Here is a 16,716-nt window from a genome sequence, read left to right as displayed (position 1 = left end):
TACAGGAGTTTGCGTACTTAGACCCTGCCCCATGGGCATTTCTGAACCAGGTGCTTGATCTACAGGAGTTTGCGTACTTAGACCCTGCCCCATGGGCATTTCTGAACCAGGTGCTTGATCTACAGGAGTTTGCGTACCTAGACCCTGCCTCATGGGCATTTCTGAACCAGGTGCTTGATCTACAGGAGTTTGCGTACTTAGACCCTGCCTCATGGGCATTTCTGAACCAGGTGCTTGATCTACAGGAGTTTGCGTACCTAGACCCTGCCTCATGGGCATTTCTGAACCAGGTGCTTGATCTACAGGAGTTTGCGTACTTACACCTTGCTCCATCGAAACCTCTGAGCCCTGTATCTTTTCTGGCTGTTTTCTTACGGATATATCTTTGTTTGATAACGGCTCAGATACTGAAGAACCATCTCTACTTGATATTTCCGGTTCAATAACACGTCCTGAGCCACCCATCATATTATAATTCAAATGAGAAATAGCCCACCATGTACCCCCAATAATAATAAAAACACAAATAGCAGCAAACCATAACGCATTTAAATTCCACTTGGCATCTGGACCAGAACTCAAGTGTAAAAAGAAAACAATTTGTACTACAATCTGAATAATCGCCATCCCAATAAGATATGCAACTTTTGTACTGACTGCCCAACTTTCCATCATTCCATACATCACAGGAATAAAAGAACCCAAGGTGAAAAATACAGCCAGAATAAAACCGACCAAATAGGAACCAGTACTGGGACCATGTGTTTCATTTTGCATGCTCATCACAACGCTCCTAATAGATAAACCATGGTGAAAACACCAACCCATACAATATCAAGTAAATGCCAAAAAATGGAAAGGCACGCTAAACGTGTTTTATTATCCTGATCCAAGCCATTACGACGAAGATGACAAAACATCACGACCATCCAAAGAAGACCAACACTCACGTGAAGACCATGGGTGCCAACCAAAGCAAAAAATGCTGACCAATAAGCAGAAAGTATCTCGCGTCCAAAAAGCTGTAAACCTGTTGCAGAATCAATACCAGCATAAGCATTTGGATCATAATAAAATACTTCACTCAAAAGTTCATGAAATTCATAAAGTTCCATGCCAATAAAGCAACACCCCAATACAAAGGTAATAGCCATCCATAAACGCACACCACTGATGTTATTTTTATGAGCTTGTACCATTGCAAAGCCATAAGTAACGGATGAAAACAATAAAAAAGCCGTCTCAACCAAAACAAATTTTAAATCTATAAACTCACTGCCCGCTTTACCACCACCATAAGAAGCAGAAAAAACAGCAAAACTTGAAAACAGTGTCGAAAACAGGATTAAGTCTGAAAGAATATAGACCCAAAAACCAAACGTCATTACCGAGCTACTATCGTGGTGAAGTTCATCTATAGTACTCGCGTTATTCATTGTTACAGCACTCATACTGTCACTCCTTGTTCTTTAAGAACAGCTGTAAAGGCATCTTCAGTTTTTTGTACTTCTTCAGCTGGAATATAGTAACCATGATGATCACCTGTTAATGAATGACACACAAGCGTTGCAATAAAACCAATCAGTCCAACAGCAGCAAGCCACCAAATATGCCAAACAAGTGCAAAACCAACAACTAATAAGAAGAATCCCGCAATAATTCCAGCCGATGTATTCGACGGCATATGAATTTTTGTGAATCCACTTGTCGGACGTTGATAACCACTTTTCTTCATATTCCAATAAGCATCATCAGACTGTATCTTTGGAAGGAGGGCAAAATTGTAGGCAGGAGGCGGTGAAGAGGTAAACCATTCAAGTGTACGTGCATCACCCCAAGAATCATTCAACGTTACCGGTAGGTGACCTTTATGCTTAATACCATACCAAATCGCCAAAACAACCTGTAACACAAAACAAAGGATACCAAGCAAGATAATAAAAGCACCTAGAGCAGCAATAATAAACATCGGCTGCCAACTAGGTTCCATGTAATGCTGGAGACGACGTGTTGCACCCATTAAACCAAGCGCATAAACAGGGAAAAACGCAAGGTAAAAACCAATAAACCAACACCAGAAAGATGCAATACCTAGTATGCGATTTGGTTTATAACCAAAAGCTTTTGGAAACCAAAAAGCAAGCCCTGCTAAATAAGCGAAAACCACACCTCCAATAATTGTATGATGGAAATGCGCTATCAAAAAGAGCGAATTATGAAACTGCCAATCTGCAGGAACAATAGATAATAAAACACCAGTTAACCCACCACCAACAAACGTAAAGATCATTCCCATGCACCAAAGCATTGGAGGCTCAAAGCGAATCCGACCTTTATACATCGTGAGCAGCCAATTAAAGACTTTTACACCTGTTGGAACTGCGATGATCATCGTAGCAATACTAAAGAAGGTATTTACAGCTTCACCACCACCCATTGTAAAGAAATGATGTCCCCAAACAAGAAGCGAAAGAATCAAAATAACCACCATGGCCCATATCATGGAAGTATAACCAAAGAGGCGTTTTGAAGAAAAAGTTGAGACAACTTCAGACACAATGCCAAAAGCAGGAACAACCAAAACATACACTTCAGGGTGACCAAAAACCCAAACATAATTAATCCACACCATTGGATTTCCACCACCAACGTTAGTAAAGAAATTCATGTTCAAATAACGATCACATGCCAAGAGCGCAAAAGCAACAGTTAAGACAGGATAAATAACTACAATAAGAACATTACTGACAAAAGCGCTCCAACAAAAAATAGGCATTTTCATCATTGTCATTCCAGGAGCACGCATTTTAATCATAGTTGCAATAAAATTCACTGATCCCATTGTTGTTGCAATACCAGAAAGCTGAAGAGACCATAAATAATAATCTACCCCTGTATCTGGACTCGTTTGTAATTCTGTAAAAGGTGGATACATCAACCAACCACCACGACCAAAATTACCAACACCTAGGGATATATTAATCAAAATCGCCCCAGCTGCCGTAATCCAAAAACCCAGATTATTTGCAAAGGGAAAAGCAACATCACGCGCACCAATTTGAAGCGGTATAAGATAATTAAAAAGACCAAATAAAATAGGCGTAGCCATGAAAAAAATCATGATCGTACCATGCGCCGAAAAAATTTGATCAAAATGCTCAGGAGGTAAATAACCTGCTGTTTCACTCCCAAGAGCTAAAGCTTGATGCGTTCGCATCATAAGTGCATCCGCAAAACCGCGAACAAGCATAATAATTCCAAGAACTATATACATTATGCCTATGCGCTTATGGTCAACAGTTGTAATCCAATTTCGCCATAAAATTCCCCACCACCCAAGCGCTGTCAGAGCAACGACAGCAATTAAACCAACCAAAACAATCGCAATACATGTATACAAAACGATCGGTTCATGTGCAAGCGCATGAAAAGCACCTGCCGTAGGATCTGTAAGTCTTCCAAACATTTCTCAACCCATTTCAAATGAAATTTAAGTTTAAAAGAAACCTTATATTAAAAATATTAAAAGGGCTCTTTCTCTATTGACCCTTTAAATAACATCAGGATCAAATACTGAACACAGTGCACCCCATAGCGTCTGAGCAGCAGCACGTTTCATTAAATCTTCATTACACACCGTATTTTCATCGACACATCGATTAACAACACGATAGTAAAGCCGCTTCTCAACAGGTGCAAAATAACGAACTTCAGCATCTTTTTCCTTCGCAGCAATATCACCCATACGAGGCGCAATAGAAAGTTGACGATAAGATGTACGATCAAGTACTCGACCATTAGCCCGAGCTTTTACAATCCAATCCTCAAAATCCCGCGAAGACACAGAATGCCACTTAAACCGCATACCCGAAAAACCATCACCACTGTAATTTGCTGAGGTCCCTTTGAATACCCCTTGTTCTTCAGCGACCAAATGCAACTTAGCATTCATCTGCGGCATAGCGTAAAGAACCGTACCCAATTTGGGAACCCAAAAGGCATTGACAGAATTCTCTGACGTCAATTGCAATAAAACTTGACGTCCTTCAGGCGCGTAAATTTCATTAATCGATGCAACACCATATTCAGGATAAATAAAAAGCCACTTCCAATCAAGAGCTACAGCATCAATCTGCAATGGCTTTCCTTCACCCACCACCTCTACTGGAAGGGGATTTGTAGGCTCAAGCTTATAGGTATAATAAGTTGTTAATGAACCTAAAACCATTATGATTACAATGGGAATACTCCACATCAACGCTTCAATTTTATTTGAATGCGCCCAATCAGGAGAATAGTCCGCTTTCACATTCGATGCACGATATTTTATAGCTAAAAATACCACACTCACCATTACTGGAATGACAACGCAAAGCATAACAGCCACACAAACAACAATCAAAATTAACTGTTGACGTGCAACATAACCTGATGGCTGTATAACATCAATTTTACAACCAGACAAAAGCAGTGCTCCCCCTAAAATCACAAGCATCTCTAATTGTCTAACAAAGCTTTTCATCTTCATTTACCCCCGTCATACGCACTAAAAATTGTCATAATATAACACCTTAATATTGTACAGATTTGAAAATAATTATCAAGTGAATTCAATGCCAATACTACTCTTATCCAACGTTTGCTCTTTACCTATCACAAATTAATTATTTTGCTTAATTGTTTTGCAATATACTCAAGTGCAAACCGATATCCATCACCTCCACACCCAGTTATGATAGCGTCTACACCTGCAGATGTATAAGAATGGTGACGAAAAGCTTCACGCTGATAAATATGAGATAAATGAACTTCTACTTTCGGCCCTGAAAACATTTTTAGGGCATCGAGAAGTGCAACAGATGTATGACTGTAAGCCGCTGGGTTAATGATCAATCCAGAACTTGCCTCTATTGCTTCTTGTATCCATGCTACTAATTGCCCTTCACAGTTACTTTGATAAAAATTTATTATGATATCATTTTTTTTTGCCCATTCTCTGCATCTTTTTTCAATACCTTCTAGAGTTTCAGTTCCATAAATTCCTGGCTCACGTTGACCTAGAAAATTTAAATTAGGACCATTTAAAATCGTTATTATCTCTGACATAGCAAGCCTTTTCTTTCAGAGTCATCACTTATTAGAAAAATATTTAGCATGTTTTTTACAGCAATAAAGCTCCATTCTTAATCTCAAAAAATTCTGCGCGTCCTTTTAAGTCATCAAATAAAACACGATCTGTTCCTGTCATAAATGTTTGTACAGCTAAATCATCAAGAATATCAAATAGAGCAGCACGTCGATGCGAATCAAGATGAGCAGCCATTTCATCAAGAAGAAGAATGGGAGATCTTTCCGACATCATACCTGTTAGACGTGCATGACACAAAACTAAACCTGTTAGCAGCGCTTTTTGTTCACCTGTTGAACACGATGTTGCTGTTCTATTTTTATCAGAATAAAAAACCTGCAAATCTGCACGATGTGGTCCTTCTAACGTCCGACCAGCAGCACGATCCATTGCGCGATTATGCCGTAATCGATCACAAAATTGTTCTTCAACTTCAGTTGCTGATATTTCATTAAGAGCTGTTTCTAAAAAACCATCAATTTGCAAAAAAGCTCGTGGAAAAGGTATATAAGACGGCATTTGTGTAAACATGTCATTTAAAAGCCGAATAACATCAACACGCGCCGCAGAAATAGCTGTCGCCAATTCTGCCATTTGCTTTTCTAAAGCATCAAACCAAACACAATCTTCATTTCCATCTAAAAACAAACGATTTCGTGCGCGCATAGCTCTATCATAATCGGCTATGCGGCGCCTATGCAACGGATCAATCGCCAAAACCATACGGTCCAAAAAATTACGGCGCTCAAGTGAAGGACCTGTAAAAAGACCATCCATAGACGGTGTTAGGACACTAATATGACAATAATCTGTTAAGCAATCACCTGGTTCACTCACACCATTAATATGGACCTTTCGACTGTTATCGCTAACCTCCAAAGCTGTACCAATCTTTACTTCACCATAAAGAGCACATTCAAGACGTGCAAATACAACGAATCCTTCACCTCCGCCCTCTACAAAGCTAACATCAGAATAAGCAGCACGTCGCAAACCACGACCAGGAGAAAGAAAAGATAACGCCTCTAAAAGATTCGTCTTACCAGCACCGTTATGGCCAGTAAAAACCACATGCTGACCCGAAAAATGAATATTAAAAAAAGAATAATTGCGATAACGTAAAAGCTTCAGCTGCCTCACTGCCACTTTGTGCACACGACTCGCCATGCATTGCAAAACAATTGCCCCTAAACGCGAATAGGCATCAGTACATAAAGCACATCCGCATCATCATTATCACGAATCAGAGCTGGTGCTCCAGCCTCAGCCAACATAAAAACCATCTCATCACTTGAAAGCTGCCCAGCAATATCCAAAAGATAACGTGAATTAAATCCTATCTCAAGCGGTTCAGATGCATAAGTTACTGATAACTGATCTTCTGCACTGCCCGAATCTGGGCTATTAACAACAAGCCTTAACTGTCCATGCTCAATCGTTAATTTAACTGCACGCCCCCGATCACTTGAAATCGTTGAAACACGATCAACTGCAGAAGAAAAGTCCTGCCTATTAACAATTAATTCTTTATCATTTCCAAGAGGGATAACACGTTGATAATCTGGAAATGTTCCATCAATTAATTTTGATGTAAAAATCACAGAGCCTATAGAAAAACGAATTTTTGTCTCCGAAAGCTCTATACATACATCGCTATCATTTTCTTCTGAAAGAAGTTTTTGCAATTCTCCTACAGCTTTACGGGGAACAATAACTCCAGGCATTCCCTCAACTCCCGAAGGAGCTTCCATCTCAACTTGTGCCAAACGATGACCATCAGTTGCAACCAAACGCAATTTCAAAACACTATCATTAATAATATGGAAATAAATACCATTAAGATAATAACGGGTTTCTTCAGTAGAAATAGCAAATTGTGTACAATCAAGTAAATGTTTTAAGCCTGATGCCGATAGAGAAAAACGATAACCAAATTGCCCAGGAAGCGACTCTGGAAAGTCTGCCTTCGGAAGACATTGAAGCTGAAAATGTGCACAACCCGAAACAACGGACATTGTACCTGCTTGATTCTCATCGAGGGATAATACAACTTCATTGCTATCAGGAAGTTTTCGAATGATATCATAGAGCAAATGTGCCGGAACAGTTGTTGCTCCAGCTTGTTTAACATTAACTGCAAAAGATTCCATAACCTCTAAATCAATATCTGTTGCCTTTAACTGCACACGACCATTTTCTGCATCAATCAGCACATTCGATAAAATAGGAACAGTATTACGGCGCTCTACCACACGATGAACACGACCTAGAGACTTGAGAAATTGACTGCGATCAACTGTAATGCGCATAAAAGCCTCGTATGATTTACCAAAAACTATAAGAATTCTTTAGAATTAAAACGACAGATCCTCTTTAAAGAATCGCCTAATAGAGTTTATTAAACCTCTCTTAAAATGACAAGCCACTACTGCATAAGAAAAAACAAATCCTTTTATTAAATCCTTTAAAGTTTCTCCAAAGAAAGAAACGATAAACATTATACAGCCTGTTCTCCAATCAACCGCTTAAGCAATTCAAGTTCCTTAGCTAAGGTCTGATCACCACAAACCAAATCTTCAATTTTACGCACAGCGTGTAAAACTGTTGTATGATCACGCCCACCAAAACGGCGTCCAATTTCTGGTAATGAGCGAGGAGTTAATACTTTTGCTAAATACATCGCAACTTGCCGTGGCTTCACAACCGTACGTGTTCGGCGATTAGACAACAAGTCCTGTTTAGAAACATTATAATGGCGCGCTACCGTACGCTGAATTTCTTCAATCCGAATTCGCTTAGGTTCTCCAGGACGTGTCAAGTGACCTAATAACTCATCAATCCGTTCTAAAGATAAATTAGACTCAAAAGATTGACGAAATAACAACTGATTAAATGCTCCTTCAATATCACGTCCCGACCCTAAAACCGTTTTGGCAATATATTCCAAGATATCATCAGAGATTGATATCATGCCATCATCTTGTTGTGCCACCTTTAACCGCTGGCGCAACATTTGTAAACGCATTTCATAATCTGGTGCTTCAATTTCAAGTGCGACCCCTCCTTGAAGACGAGATCGAACGCGAAGATCAAGCGATTCTAATTCTGCTGGTGGACGATCTGCAGCGACAACAACTTGTTTTGCACTATCAAGCAACATATTAAGCAAATGGCAAAACTCATGTTGTATCGACTTTCCCTGCAAAAACTGCATATCATCAATAATCAAAAGGTCGATATCGCGAAGCTGTTCTTTAAAAGAAAGAGCATCATTATCACGAATAGCTGTTGCAAAACGCCACATAAAATATTCAGCAGTTAAATAAATAACGCGCGCAGACGTTAAACGCTTCAATGCAGAAGCAGCAATCGCTTGAAGCAAATGTGTTTTTCCCAAACCAACAGATGCGTGAATAAAAAGAGGATTAAAACGCAAAGCGCTTTTATGCCCCTCCGCAATTGAACGTGCAGCTGCTAAAGCAACACGATTAGAAGCCCCCTCAACAAAACTTTCAAAAGTATAGCGAGAATCAAGTGGGGATCCAAAAACTCCCGTTTGAGAATTCTTAACTGAATGCTCTGCGCAACTTTCAACAAAAGATGAAGTCGCCTGCTCCTCTAGCACAACAGGAGGAACACTTCTTTTACAAACGACATCTCTTGAAACGCGTTCCATACCACGAACAATAACTTCAACACGAATAATTGCTGAATTCTCTTGTTTCCATAAATGAGTCAAAAGAGAACCATAGTGATTATTAATCCATGAACGTAAAAAAGCAGTAGGAACAGAAAGCTTTACAAGAGTATGACTATATTCAGCAAGCTTCACACGTCCAAACCAACTGGTATAAGCCTCAACACCAACCTGCACCTTTAACTGCGCCATAACACGGACAAAAGCCGCCGCACTTTCCTCCTCTGAAACAATAGAATGCCCTATAGAAGCATTTCTACAAACGTTCTCATCACTTTCCGTCATCCTATTCTTTATTATGTTCTCTGCCGACAGGATATTTACCGAAACCCTTTTAAAGGAACTAGCTTTAGAGTTCAATTTATCCACCATCTTCCATCCTGATAAAAATAAAATTTTGTCCTGCCAAACAACTAAAATAAATCTAGCGAAGGCAAAACGCCCTACCCCAAATAAGATTACTCACCCTCCCCTAGGATAGCCTCATCACAACCCCACTAACAAAGATGACCAATAAGATTTATTTGCACTCATGATATGACCCACCCTTCTAAAATGGTAAACATATCCATTAAGAAAACTAAAAAACCGCCAGAAACCTCTCCAACACAAAAGTTTCGAAAAACCTAAATCAAAACATCTTGTATTCAACAAAATACAGAATAATGCGCTGATGTGACCCCTTCATGCTTCTTAGTCTTCATAAGAACCATACAAAACAGCAGAGGTAAAATGCAAGAGGTCAAAATAAAATCAAAAAACCCGAAAAAAATGCTTATATTAATGAGGACTGAAAAAAATATTGATTCAATTCATTTTTTTTCTCTAAATTTACCAATAATTAAAGAATCTCTTCAGATTTAAAAAAAAAAATAAAATGCTTGACAAAAAAGACTCTGTACAAATCCACAAAGCTTGTGGATAACCATACCTCCCCCTATAAACTTTCTCTCCTTTTTCAAGTGGAGAATCATTATCGATTCTTATTTTCAATAGAAACTTTTTGAAATAATAAACAAAAAGCCAGCACCCTCATGGATACTGGCTTTGTTCTCAATTAAAGGAAAAAAAGCTTAAACGCTGAGAGCCTTCAAACGTTTAGCTAAACGTGATACTTTCCTCGCAGCAGCATTTTTATGAAAAACCCCTTTAGAAACTGCACGCATAATTTCAGGCTCAAAATTTTTAAATGCAATCTCTGCAGATGCTTTATCGCCACCCGCTAAAGCATCATCAAACTTACGTATAAAAGTACGAACGCGTGAACGGCGGGCCTTATTAACCTGTGTGCGCGCCGCAACCTTGCGCACCGCTTTTCGAGCAGAAGGTGTATTCGCCATAAATATAATCTCTCTTTCAACACCTTGGTAAAATGAGTCCCAATAACAACTCTACCAATATAAATAAATCCAACCCAAGCAAAACTATAAAGCTGCCTATAACTGTGTGGCTTATAGCGCAATCCCAAAGCTAACGTCAATTAGATTTTCAAAGATAGTCATAAAAAAACGAAGCTAAACTCTTTGATCCGCAACTTTATAGCTTAATAATAGATATTTCTTAACAAACAAAAGAATTTAAACGGCTAACTTACGTAAGACATATTGCAAAATTCCACCATGATGCAAATAATCTAGCTCATCTTCAGTATCAACACGGCACAATAATGGAACGGTTTTTACCGTACCATCAGAAAAAGTAATTTTCGCTACAGTCTTTTGACGAGGTTTCAAGTTATGAATCCCTTCAATTGTCACCTTTTCATCTCCCTTTAAGCCTAAAGATTTCCAACTTAGCCCCTCCTCAAAGACAAAAGGGACAATGCCCATACCAACAAGATTAGAGCGATGTATCCTTTCAAAAGACTGCACAATCACTGCTTTGACACCAAGAAGATTGGTCCCTTTGGCAGCCCAATCGCGTGATGATCCATTGCCATATTCAATACCTGCAAAAACAACGAGCGGAACACCTTCTTGTTTATACGCCATTGCTGCATCGTAAATGGTTTGTTCTACCGCTGACGGATAATGAACCGTATAACCTCCTTCTCGACCATTTTCCCCTAACATGAAATTACGAATGCGAATATTGGCAAAAGTCCCACGCACCATAACTTCATGATTCCCACGACGCGTTCCATACTGATTAAAATCAGCCACTTTAACACCATGATCCATTAAATATTTCCCAGCAGGAGAAGCTGCCTTAATAGAACCAGCAGGAGAAATATGATCCGTCGTGATTTTATCACCAAATAAACCTAAAATCTGTGCATCCTTAATATCTGGTAAGACATCAGGAGTTTTCTGCATAGCATCGAAATAAGGTGGATTGCGTACATAGGTAGATTGTTCATCCCAAGAATAGGTAGAACCCGTAGGGATCTGAACTTTTTGCCAATTTTCATCTCCCTTAAAGACATCTGCATATTTTTCAGCAAAAACCTTACGCGTCACATTTTCTTCGATAAATTCCTGTATTTCTTGAGAAGTTGGCCAAATATCTCTCAAGTAAATCGGTTGACCATCTGAATCTTCACCAAGAGGCTCCTTGGTTAAATCTTTACACACCGTCCCAATGAGCGCATGTGCAACAACTAACGGTGGTGAAGCTAAATAATTCGCTTGCACATCAGGAGAAACGCGCCCTTCAAAATTACGATTTCCTGAAAGAACCGCAGCTGCAATGATACCATTGTCATTAATCGTTTTGGAAATAGCTGGATGCAAAGGGCCAGAATTTCCAATACATGTTGTGCACCCAAATCCTACTAAGTTAAATCCTAACGCATCTAAATCTTTTTGCAGACCTGAATTTTGAAGGTAGGCTTCAACGACTTGTGAACCAGGTGCAAGAGAAGTTTTTACCCATGGTTTACTTTTGAGACCTTTTGCTACAGCATTTCGTGCCAAAAGACCTGCTGCAATGAGAACACTTGGATTTGATGTATTCGTACAAGAAGTAATCGCAGCAATCACCACATCACCGTGACTCAGCGTATATTCTTCACCTTCGACCTGATAGCGCTCACCTTGTCCAGAAGTTTTTTTATAGTCTTCGACCAATGCCTTCTCAAAACCCTGCCCAACATTTTCCAATGCAATACGTCCTTCAGGACGTTTAGGACCAGCCATAGAAGGGACAACGGTTCCCATATCTAATTCAATTGTATCACTAAAAATGGGATGAGCCACCATTTCATCATGCCACATCCCTTGTGCTTTGGTATAAGCCTCCACTAAGGCAATCCGATCTTCATCACGCCCTGTCATATTGAGATAACGCACTGTCTCCTTATCAATTGGAAAAAAACCACACGTTGCTCCATATTCAGGAGCCATATTCCCAATCGTTGCCCGATCAGCAAGCGTCATATGCTCCAAACCAGGACCAAAAAACTCAACAAATTTACCAACAACACCCTTTTGGCGTAACACCTGGGTCACCGTCAACACGAGATCGGTGGCGGTTACACCTTCTTTAAGTTTCCCTGTTAGACGAAAACCAATCACTTCAGGTAACAACATAGAAACAGGTTGGCCTAACATTGCTGCTTCTGCTTCAATACCACCAACCCCCCAACCTAAGACCCCTAAACCATTTACCATAGTCGTATGCGAATCAGTTCCCACACAGGTGTCAGGATAAACCGTCTCACACCCCTCTTCCTTCTTCGTCCACACGCATTGTGCTAAATATTCTAGGTTAACCTGATGACAAATCCCTGTTCCTGGAGGAACAACACGAAAATTTTGAAAAGCTTGCTGCCCCCATTTAAGGAAACGATAGCGCTCACCATTGCGATCATATTCATGCTCAACGTTTTCCTTAAAAGCCATGGAATTGCCAAAAGCATCAACAATAACTGAGTGATCAATGACGAGATCAACGGGAATGAGAGGATTGATTTTTTCAGCGTTACCGCCAAGTTTAACCATAGCATCACGCATTGCAGAAAGATCAACAACTGCTGGAACACCTGTAAAATCCTGCATAAGAACACGTGCAGGACGGTAGGCAATTTCTGCCCCGGCACTTCCTTTGTCACTTAACCACTTAGCAACATTGAGGATATCCTCTTTTTTAACCGTGCGACCATCTTCAAATCGCAATAAATTTTCGAGAATAACTTTCATCGAAAACGGTAAACGAGAAACACCTTCAAGTCCGTTCTTCTCCGCTTCGATCAAGCTATAATAAGTATATTCTTTGCCACCAACATTTAATACTCTGCGACAATTAAAGCTATCAATTTGAGTCATGACTGTCCACCCTCATACTATAACCACCCAATTTCCAGGAATGAACAACACAAACTACGAGTCAAGGTCGCAGCTTGAGCGCAGACGCAATTACCTCCGCTATCCATTTCCCCCTCCACCCGCTCATAGGCAAATGCGGAAATCAGCGCCAGAAACCATTTTACACCAGATATTGATGTAAGGTACCCCTTATAGAACTATTTCTAGAACTATTCTAGGTACAATTGCATAAAAAATGTGTTTTTTATTCTATAATGCACTAAAGAATATGAAAATAAAAACAAAATAGGTAATCACATGGTGTTATCAGGCAAAGATCTAGCTGCTTACAGAAACGAGGAAATTCTGTTTCAAGGTCTTTCTTTTTGTTTATTTTCACAGCAACTTATGACAATCACCGGTCCTAATGGTATCGGAAAGTCTACATTACTCCGAATCATTGTCGGTCTTCTTGAAGCTGCTGAAGGTCATATAATCCTTAAAGACCATAATCAAACATACCCTGTTGCAACTGCCTGTCATTACCTTGGTCCTCAAAACGCTATGAAACCTCTCTTATCTGTCATTGATAATTTGCAATTTTGGGCAGAATTTTATGGTCAACATTTACGCTTTGTGCATGAAGCCCTTGCCGATATTGGTCTTTCTGATCTTGAACATTTACCCTTTAACACTCTGTCAACTGGACAACAAAGACGTGTCGCTATTGCCCGTCTTTTACTCTCCTATCGTCCTATTTGGATTTTGGATGAACCAATATCTGGTCTCGATAATCATGCTCAAAAACTCCTTGCCCGTATTTTCCAACGTCATCTCAATCAAGGTGGTATGATTATTGCAGCGACTCATAATTCCCTAGGTATTCCAGAAAACCATAAAATCGCTCTGGAAAAATTTTTACCTCTCTAGGAGAGAATAAAGAGAATAAAATGAAAGCACTGTTCTGGCGTGATCTTAAACTATTATTAGCGCTACAAGCTACTTCACTAACAGGATTATTGTTTTTCATCGCTGTTGTTGTCATAACCCCCTTTGCCATTGGACCAGATCCCAAAACTCTTGCACAAATAGGACCAGGTATATTGTGGTTTGGAGCCCTTCTTGCAGGGCTCCTCAATCTGAACAAACTTTTCCAAATCGATCGCGATGATGGTAATCTCGACCAATTTATCCTTTCAGAACAAAGACAAAGTTTTACACTAATTGTCTTTACCAAATGTCTTGCCCATTGGGTAGGAACAATGCTTCCTCTTATTTTTGCTACACCTATTTTAGCCCTCATGCTTCATTTAGATGTAGTAATAACTTTTACAACAATACTTACCCTTTTATGCGGAACACCAGCTATTATTTTTATTGGTGCTATAGGCGCTGCACTCGCAACCTCATTGTTGCACAGTACTTTGCTTATTTTTATCATTATCTTGCCGTGGATCATTCCAATTATGATTTTTGGTGTTTCCGCTGCTACAGCTCCAACAAACCCAAATGCCTCTTTTCTTACATCCCTAGCTCTTCTTGGCGCTTTTTCACTTTTTTTGAGTCTTTTTAGCTCTTTTGTGGCCGCTATAACACTTAAGCTGTTATCAGAATAATAAAAGATGATTGCCGCATAGCAAAACTCTGCCTATTATGGATTTTATGAATAAACTATCTCGTACATATAAAATCAGGTCACTCCCTGCAAGTTTCACCCTTTTCATGAAAATAAGCAGTATCGTCTTACCTTGGTTGGCCGGCATAACATTGTGTTTCCTTATCTTAGGGCTTATTCTAGTGATGCATTCCCCTGATGACTATCAACAAGGCATTACTGTTAAGATTATGTACCTTCATGTACCCTTTGCGTGGTTGTCTACATTCTGTTATATAACGATGAGTACCGCGGCATTAGGAAATTTGATTTGGAAATATCATCTTGCTGATGTGGCACTCAAATGTGGGGCGCCCATTGGAGCAATTTTCACCGTCTTGGCTCTTATGACAGGAGCACTTTGGGGACGACCTACATGGGGAACATGGTGGGTCTGGGATGCTCGGTTAACATCAGTTTTAATTCTGCTTTTTATCTATCTTGCTATTATCCTGCTTGGACGAGCTTTCGACAACCCAATAAAAGCCGCGCGCGCTACTGCAATTCTTACACTTGTTGGATTTGTTAATATCCCTATTATTAAATTTTCTGTTAATTGGTGGAATACATTGCATCAACCCGCATCATTGTTACGCGCTGGAGGACCAACAATCGACAATGCTATGTTATGGCCCCTTATAACAATGCTCTTTTGTTTCATCTTTATGTTTATTACGCTCTATTTGATGGCTATGCGAAATGAAATCAATCATCGTTATATCCAAATACTTCAGATAAAAAAATCCCGTCGTGCACAACAATAGGCGCTTCATTATGCTCGACCTCAATGGCATCCACGGCGGACTTTTAGGAAATCTATCTCAGAAAATTGATTTTTTCCTGAGCACCCTTAAACACGAGCAAATTGTTGTTTTAAGCTATGTGCTTTCTGCAATATCCCTCTTATGTCTTATTGGATATATTCTTTGCAAAGCCCTCTACCAAAAAAAAATTCTCCAACAGCTAAACAAAAAAGAGCTGTCACAAAAAGATAAAGTATAATGAAAAACATCCCTCCAAAACTTAAAAAAAATATATCTTTGCCTGTTCTGCTTGTTTTTTTCGGACCATTTGTGCTTTTTCTTCTTCTCATGATGTTTTTTTTCAACTTTATGGATAAAAAACACCTTCAAGATTCTTCTCTTCTCCCAAACGCATTAGCTGAAAAACCTGCTCCCAATATTTATCTTCCTCTTCTTGATAAAGAAAGTTATCTCAATTCAAAACAGTTTAAAGGACGTGTCACATTGGTCAATTTTTGGGGTTCTTGGTGTTTACCCTGTCGCGAAGAGCATCCTCTTCTTATGAAAATTGCACAAGATAAACGTTTTGATCTAATTGGCATTAATTATAAAGATAACAAAGCAAATGCCCTGCGCTTTTTAAACAGTTTTGGTAATCCTTTTAAATTTATTGGCTTTGATGATTCAGGATATACAGCTATTGACTGGGGGGTGTATGGACCACCAGAAACCTTTCTCTTGAATAAAGAGAGTATTATTATTGCCAAACATGTTGGTCCCTTAACATGGCAAATTTATCAAAAAAAAATTCTACCAAAAATTGAACAAGCGATTATGACAGAAGAAAAATAATGCAGGTTTGTAAAAACATAACGTTTTATCATGCTATGTATTGCTATTTTATTTATACGGCCACTTATTCTTCTTAGAAAAATTTGACAAGAGTATTATCATTGTTGATTCAAAAACATATGTAAAGAAATATCTGTAGAACAAACCTCCAAAATATGACAAAAATTTTAAGTAGTTTTCATTTTTCCTTAGCGATTAAATATCTGTTTGGGAGCTTTAGTTTTGATTATTTGGACAAAACAATATTGCTATAGAACCATCGTTAGCTTAGTGACAGAAACAAACTATTGTTTTCAAAATCATATAGTATTTTTTCTCCGCTTTTTTATCTGAAATACACATTGTTATGAGGGGACTTCACCACTATTCTCATCTTTATAAAATAATAAATCTGCTTT

General features: G+C 39.1%; 13 protein-coding genes and 2 pseudogenes. 5 read left to right on the top strand and 10 right to left on the bottom strand.

Translation table 11 applies throughout. The annotated features are described in order from the left end of the window. The 10 genes from cyoD to acnA form a co-directional block, all read right to left on the bottom strand. The coding region (cyoD, locus tag ACFILZ_RS01090) for a cytochrome o ubiquinol oxidase subunit IV (protein WP_375610036.1) at positions 1–783 on the bottom strand (783 nt) is incomplete at its 3' end. Then, the gene (locus ACFILZ_RS01085) at positions 783–1,451 is read right to left on the bottom strand and encodes a cytochrome (ubi)quinol oxidase subunit III (protein ID WP_375610035.1); all 669 of its coding nucleotides are present in this window, start codon (positions 1,449–1,451) and stop codon (positions 783–785) included. The genes cyoD and ACFILZ_RS01085, both read right to left, overlap by 1 nt. Next, positions 1,448–3,466, bottom strand: a complete 2,019-nt coding sequence (gene cyoB, locus ACFILZ_RS01080; RefSeq protein ID WP_375607850.1) for a cytochrome o ubiquinol oxidase subunit I — start codon at positions 3,464–3,466, stop codon at positions 1,448–1,450. The genes ACFILZ_RS01085 and cyoB overlap by 4 nt, the downstream gene beginning before the upstream one ends. An 84-nt stretch (positions 3,467–3,550) precedes the next feature. Further along, complete coding sequence (cyoA, locus tag ACFILZ_RS01075) at positions 3,551–4,522, bottom strand: ubiquinol oxidase subunit II (RefSeq protein ID WP_375606229.1); 972 nt, start codon at positions 4,520–4,522, stop codon at positions 3,551–3,553. Positions 4,523–4,653: 131 nt separating this feature from the next. Continuing rightward, a complete protein-coding gene (gene aroQ / locus ACFILZ_RS01070) occupies positions 4,654–5,106 on the bottom strand; it encodes a type II 3-dehydroquinate dehydratase (protein ID WP_375606189.1) in 453 nt (150 codons plus the stop codon). 55 nt (positions 5,107–5,161) lie between these two features. After that, a complete protein-coding gene (gene recF, locus ACFILZ_RS01065; protein WP_375610034.1) occupies positions 5,162–6,295 on the bottom strand; it encodes a DNA replication/repair protein RecF in 1,134 nt (377 codons plus the stop codon). A 20-nt stretch (positions 6,296–6,315) separates the two neighbouring features. Then, positions 6,316–7,437 carry a DNA polymerase III subunit beta gene (dnaN, locus tag ACFILZ_RS01060; protein WP_375610033.1) on the bottom strand — a complete coding sequence of 374 codons (1,122 nt, stop codon included), beginning with the start codon at positions 7,435–7,437 and terminating at the stop codon, positions 6,316–6,318. Between the two features lie 188 nt (positions 7,438–7,625). Next, entirely contained in the window at positions 7,626–9,197 is a 1,572-nt protein-coding gene (gene dnaA / locus ACFILZ_RS01055) for a chromosomal replication initiator protein DnaA (RefSeq protein ID WP_375606187.1), read from the bottom strand. Between the two features lie 701 nt (positions 9,198–9,898). Beyond that, positions 9,899–10,165, bottom strand: a complete 267-nt coding sequence (rpsT, locus tag ACFILZ_RS01050) for a 30S ribosomal protein S20 (RefSeq protein ID WP_273790272.1) — start codon at positions 10,163–10,165, stop codon at positions 9,899–9,901. Between the two features lie 237 nt (positions 10,166–10,402). Then, entirely contained in the window at positions 10,403–13,090 is a 2,688-nt protein-coding gene (acnA, locus tag ACFILZ_RS01045; RefSeq protein ID WP_375610032.1) for an aconitate hydratase AcnA, read from the bottom strand. Positions 13,091–13,387: 297 nt separating this feature from the next. Between acnA and ccmA the strand changes: the two genes are divergently transcribed. The 5 genes and pseudogenes from ccmA to ACFILZ_RS01020 all read left to right on the top strand — a co-directional run bounded on the left by ccmA (position 13,388) and on the right by ACFILZ_RS01020 (position 16,318). Beyond that, entirely contained in the window at positions 13,388–13,999 is a 612-nt protein-coding gene (gene ccmA / locus ACFILZ_RS01040) for a heme ABC exporter ATP-binding protein CcmA (protein ID WP_375610031.1), read from the top strand. Between the two features lie 20 nt (positions 14,000–14,019). After that, on the top strand, positions 14,020–14,685 hold the full coding sequence (gene ccmB / locus ACFILZ_RS01035) for a heme exporter protein CcmB (protein WP_375610030.1): 666 nt from the start codon (positions 14,020–14,022) through the stop codon (positions 14,683–14,685). Positions 14,686–14,731: 46 nt separating this feature from the next. Then, a pseudogene (locus ACFILZ_RS01030) lies at positions 14,732–15,534 on the top strand (heme ABC transporter permease). Continuing rightward, positions 15,498–15,750, top strand: a pseudogene (locus ACFILZ_RS01025) (hypothetical protein). The pseudogenes ACFILZ_RS01030 and ACFILZ_RS01025 overlap by 37 nt, the downstream one beginning before the upstream one ends. After that, complete coding sequence (locus tag ACFILZ_RS01020; protein WP_375606183.1) at positions 15,725–16,318, top strand: DsbE family thiol:disulfide interchange protein; 594 nt, start codon at positions 15,725–15,727, stop codon at positions 16,316–16,318. The pseudogene ACFILZ_RS01025 and the gene ACFILZ_RS01020 overlap by 26 nt, the downstream one beginning before the upstream one ends. Positions 16,319–16,716: the final 398 nt, after the last annotated feature.

It is taken from the genome of Bartonella sp. AP40SXNS (assembly GCF_042195825.1).
Classification (GTDB): Bacteria; Pseudomonadota; Alphaproteobacteria; order Rhizobiales; family Rhizobiaceae; genus Bartonella.
This window is presented reverse-complemented; position numbering and strand designations above follow the sequence as displayed.

Bases quoted from the DNA above. Each gene is read 5' to 3' on its own strand.
- ACFILZ_RS01085 (WP_375610035.1), bottom strand. From the start codon at position 1,451: ATGAGTGCTGTAACAATGAATAACGCGAGTACTATAGATGAACTTCAC.
- cyoB (WP_375607850.1), bottom strand. From the start codon at position 3,466: ATGTTTGGAAGACTTACAGATCCTACGGCAGGTGCTTTTCATGCGCTT.
- cyoA (WP_375606229.1), bottom strand. From the start codon at position 4,522: ATGAAAAGCTTTGTTAGACAATTAGAGATGCTTGTGATTTTAGGGGGA.
- aroQ (WP_375606189.1), bottom strand. From the start codon at position 5,106: ATGTCAGAGATAATAACGATTTTAAATGGTCCTAATTTAAATTTTCTA.
- recF (WP_375610034.1), bottom strand. From the start codon at position 6,295: ATGGCGAGTCGTGTGCACAAAGTGGCAGTGAGGCAGCTGAAGCTTTTA.
- dnaN (WP_375610033.1), bottom strand. From the start codon at position 7,437: ATGCGCATTACAGTTGATCGCAGTCAATTTCTCAAGTCTCTAGGTCGT.
- dnaA (WP_375606187.1), bottom strand. From the start codon at position 9,197: ATGGTGGATAAATTGAACTCTAAAGCTAGTTCCTTTAAAAGGGTTTCG.
- rpsT (WP_273790272.1), bottom strand. From the start codon at position 10,165: ATGGCGAATACACCTTCTGCTCGAAAAGCGGTGCGCAAGGTTGCGGCG.
- acnA (WP_375610032.1), bottom strand. From the start codon at position 13,090: ATGACTCAAATTGATAGCTTTAATTGTCGCAGAGTATTAAATGTTGGT.
- ccmA (WP_375610031.1), top strand. From the start codon at position 13,388: ATGGTGTTATCAGGCAAAGATCTAGCTGCTTACAGAAACGAGGAAATT.
- ccmB (WP_375610030.1), top strand. From the start codon at position 14,020: ATGAAAGCACTGTTCTGGCGTGATCTTAAACTATTATTAGCGCTACAA.
- ACFILZ_RS01020 (WP_375606183.1), top strand. From the start codon at position 15,725: ATGAAAAACATCCCTCCAAAACTTAAAAAAAATATATCTTTGCCTGTT.